This is a genomic window from Neisseria sp. P0022.S010, from assembly GCF_051956635.1.
Window position 1 is genome coordinate 1 of record NZ_JBQCXF010000709.1, and the last position, 1,244, is coordinate 1,244.

Here is a 1,244-nt window from a genome sequence, read left to right on the forward strand (position 1 = left end):
AACAGCCTCTTGTGTGCCTTGTTCGGCGCATTAGGGCGTATTTTACCTGAATTAGGAAGAAAACCATGAATCCGTTTTTAAATACCGCTTTCAAAGCCGCCCGTAAAGCAGGGCAAATGATGATTCGCGCCGCCGGCAATCTGGATGCCGTCAAAGTAGACAGCAAAGCATTCAACGACTTCGTTTCCGATGTTGACCGCAGCTCCGAAATGATTTTGGTGGAAGCGCTCAAAGAAGCCTATCCGCATCACAAAATCACTTGCGAAGAAGGCGGCTCCCACGGTAAAGCCACCGCCGAGTACGAATGGATTATCGACCCGCTCGACGGCACAACCAACTTCCTCCACGGCCATCCCCAATACGCCATCTCTATGGCACTCCTGCACAAAGGCGTGTTGCAAGAAGCTTTGGTGTACGCACCTGAGCGCAACGATGTATATATGGCTTCCCGCGGCAAAGGCGCGTTGCTCAACGACCGCCGCATCCGTGTCTCCAACCGCATCGAATTGAACCGATGCCTGATCGGTACCGGCTTCCCTGTTGTCGATCAAAGCATGATGGACAAGTATCTGGCAATTTTAAAAGATTTCTTGTCAAAAACCGCCGGCGGCCGTCGTGAAGGCGCGGCTTCTTTGGATTTGTGTGCCGTTGCGGCCGGCCGTTTGGACGGTTTCTTCGAGTTCAACCTCAAACCTTGGGATATTGCCGCCGGTGCATTGATTGTCCAAGAAGCAGGCGGTATCGTTACCGATATGTCCGGCAATGAAGGCTGGTTGGAAAGCGGCGACATTGTTGCGGCCAATCCTAAAGTATTGGCGCAAATGCTGAAAATTATTTCCGACCACCAATAAACGTTTGTAGGGAACGGTCTGTATTTATCTTTGCAGGCTAGAGTTTCAATAATCGGTAAAAGGCCGTCTGAAACCTGAAATAGGGTTTCAGACGGCCTTTTGTTTTATTGTTAACAGATTCGTGTAAAAGCTGAAAATATGGCTTTTGAAGGAGACACTTTTTAATTTTGTCTGTATTTTCTATTGCTTCGCAGTTATGATGTGGATTGGCTTGGCTGAAATAATGCCGCGTGCAATCATAAAAATAGAAAGCAGAGGAGAATAATGAAACGAGATTTTGAAGCAGTAAAACGCATTGTCATTAAGATTGGAACCAGTTCTTTGGTGTTGCCAAACGGCAAAATCAATTTGGCAAAAATCGACCAACTGGCCTTTGTCATTTCCAGCTTGGTC

At 47.6% G+C, this 1,244-nt stretch carries 1 protein-coding gene; it reads left to right on the top strand.

The features are described from left to right. Positions 1–65 precede the first annotated feature (65 nt). Positions 66–851: an inositol monophosphatase family protein gene (locus ACTHUT_RS20840; protein ID WP_107867667.1), complete on the top strand. Its 786-nt coding sequence runs from the start codon at positions 66–68 to the stop codon at positions 849–851. The last annotated feature ends 393 nt before the right edge of the window (positions 852–1,244 follow it).

Coding starts and splice junctions, on each gene's coding strand:
- ACTHUT_RS20840 (WP_107867667.1), top strand. CDS start 66: ATGAATCCGTTTTTAAATACCGCTTTCAAAGCCGCCCGTAAAGCAGGG.